At 51.4% G+C, this 2,236-nt stretch carries 2 protein-coding genes; both read left to right on the top strand.

Annotated elements, in window-relative coordinates:
• The first annotated feature begins 82 nt into the window (after positions 1-82).
• The gene (locus AACX38_RS05875; protein ID WP_228865885.1) at positions 83-1,444 is read left to right on the top strand and encodes a replicative DNA helicase; all 1,362 of its coding nucleotides are present in this window, start codon (positions 83-85) and stop codon (positions 1,442-1,444) included.
• 18 nt (positions 1,445-1,462) lie between these two features.
• On the top strand, positions 1,463-1,852 hold the full coding sequence (locus AACX38_RS05870) for an antiterminator Q family protein (RefSeq protein ID WP_228865884.1): 390 nt from the start codon (positions 1,463-1,465) through the stop codon (positions 1,850-1,852).
• Positions 1,853-2,236 lie beyond the last annotated feature (384 nt).

The raw sequence follows: 2,236 nt of genomic DNA, 5'->3' as shown, positions 1-2,236 counted from the left end.
TGGGTGACCGGACGCTGGACCGAGTGCTTCAGGGCGGCACGGTACTGGCCTTTGACTGGGAAAGCTACCGGAGGGAAATCGCATGAATGTCTATGATTTGGAAATGGCCGTCATCAGTGGCTTGTTATCCGGCGGGGCGACACCGGATGCCTACGACGTATTAGCGGTGTTACCGGATGAGGCGTTCAGCTCTGTTCATCTGCGCCGGGTGTACGGCGAAATCAAAAAGCAGGCGCTGGGCAGTGCGATTATCGATCCCTTTTTCATTGCGGATGCGATGGGTGAAGAACGCGGTATTCTGGCTAACTTGCTGGAATTAGCCAAAACGCCGGTCTGGCGGGCCAATTTAAAAGGCTATGCGGAAAAAGTCATGCGTTACTGGCGGGTACGTCAGGTCACTGATCTGATTAACCGCTACCAGCAAGAGATCCAGACCTGTGGCAATCACACGCAAGCGGAAGCCCTGATTGAGGCATTTTCCTCCCGGTTTAATGGGATATCTCAGAGTGAGAGTCGCTTACAGCCTGTGGTCATCGGTACCTTACTGGACAGGTACGTTGAAACACTGGAGACGCGCAATCAGGGCAAGACCGGCATGATCCTGACGGGCATTGAGCCGCTGGACGAACTGACCGGCGGATTTAACCCGACTGACCTGATTTTACTGGGCGGACGCCCGGGCATGGGAAAAACGGAACTGGCCCTGTGCATGATTGAAGGCATGACCCGCGACGGGGGCGGGGCGTTGTTGTTTTCCATGGAAATGGCGGCGCAGCAAATTGCCGAGCGCATGGTGGCGAGTTCGGCGGCGATGCCGGTGTCTAAACTACGAAACTGTGAACTGTATGATGAAGACTGGGGGCGTATTGGCAATGCGCTGGGTTCGCTTATCGACCGGGATATTCATGTGCTGGATGCCAGCGATCTGAGTGTCGAACAAATTTGCGCTATCAGTGAAACCCATAAGCGTCGTCACCCAAACTTAAAGGGGATTTTCGTCGACTACCTTGGGTTGATTAGAAAACCCCGGGCTGACCGTCATGACTTGGCGGTGGCAGAAATATCGAAGGCACTGAAAGGCTTGGCAAAACGGCTACATACCCCGGTCACGGCCTTGAGCCAGCTCTCAAGGGAGGTGGATAAACGCCCCTTGCATCAGCGTCGCCCGATAGCGGCAGACTTACGTGATTCCGGCTCACTGGAGCAGGATGCGGATCGCATCCTTTTTACGTATCGGGATGGAGTGTATAACCCATTCAGTCCCGCCGGCCAATACGCGGAAATTATTCTGGAGAAGAACCGTCACGGGCAAACCGGCACAGTTTATCAGGCATTCCGGCACGGTCATTACCTGCCGACTGATCAGATATCGGCCGCCGAAATGTGCCGCAGGTCGCGACAAGACAAACAAAAACAACGCTGTTATGCCGACAGGGCGCTTTGATCACAGGGGAGAGCATGAATGCGTGATATTCAGTTAGTGATGGAGCGCTGGGGCGCATGGGCGGCGGATAATCGTGACGGGGTTTACTGGTCTTCCATCGCGGCGGGCTTCAAAGGGTTAATCCCGAACCGGGTGAAATCCCGCGTACAGTGTTGTGATGATGATGCCCTGATTATCGCCAGTTGCATGGCAAAACTGAATCAGCAGTGTAACGATGCGCACGATCTGCTCTTTGATTATTACGTCTTTGGTAAAACCTTTATGCAACTCGCCCATGATCATCATTGTTCGGATACGCACATCGGAAAGCGATTACAAAAGGCCGAAGGCGTGATTGACGGGATGTTAATGATGCTGGATATTGCACTGGACATGGATAAAGACATCCCGTTAGTGAAACATCCCTGATGTGACAGCCTATAAAAATAACGCTTTACGATCGTAAAAACGGTGCTATTGTGATAAACGTGATAGCAAAGTCACCCGGCTTATTCATACCCGGCAGCTTAAACCTTGCCCCGTGCAAGGTTTTTTTACGCCTGAAATAAACATAAGACTTGCTGTTGTCTTTGGTCAGAGTTACATGTGTGTTCAAGCATAAAAACTGACCATGAGGTTAAATTTATCATGCTAAAACATGAAGATATGACAATAACAGCCGCCTGTGTTTTAGATGCCGTACCTTTGCATACGTGGTTTTCTGTTTCTGAAGTGTCTAAATTAATGGGGCTGCCTGAACCCCGTTGCCAACTATTGTTAACCCAATTTCGTCTGGCGGGTTTAATGGAAAGC

This window comes from Xenorhabdus sp. PB30.3, assembly GCF_963895965.1.
GTDB classification, from domain to species: Bacteria; Pseudomonadota; Gammaproteobacteria; order Enterobacterales; family Enterobacteriaceae; genus Xenorhabdus; species Xenorhabdus stockiae.
Note: the sequence above shows the minus strand (reverse complement) of the source record. Positions and strands in the feature narration are given on the sequence as shown.

Bases quoted from the DNA above. Each gene is read 5' to 3' on its own strand.
- AACX38_RS05875 (WP_228865885.1), top strand. From the start codon at position 83: ATGAATGTCTATGATTTGGAAATGGCCGTCATCAGTGGCTTGTTATCC.
- AACX38_RS05870 (WP_228865884.1), top strand. From the start codon at position 1,463: ATGCGTGATATTCAGTTAGTGATGGAGCGCTGGGGCGCATGGGCGGCG.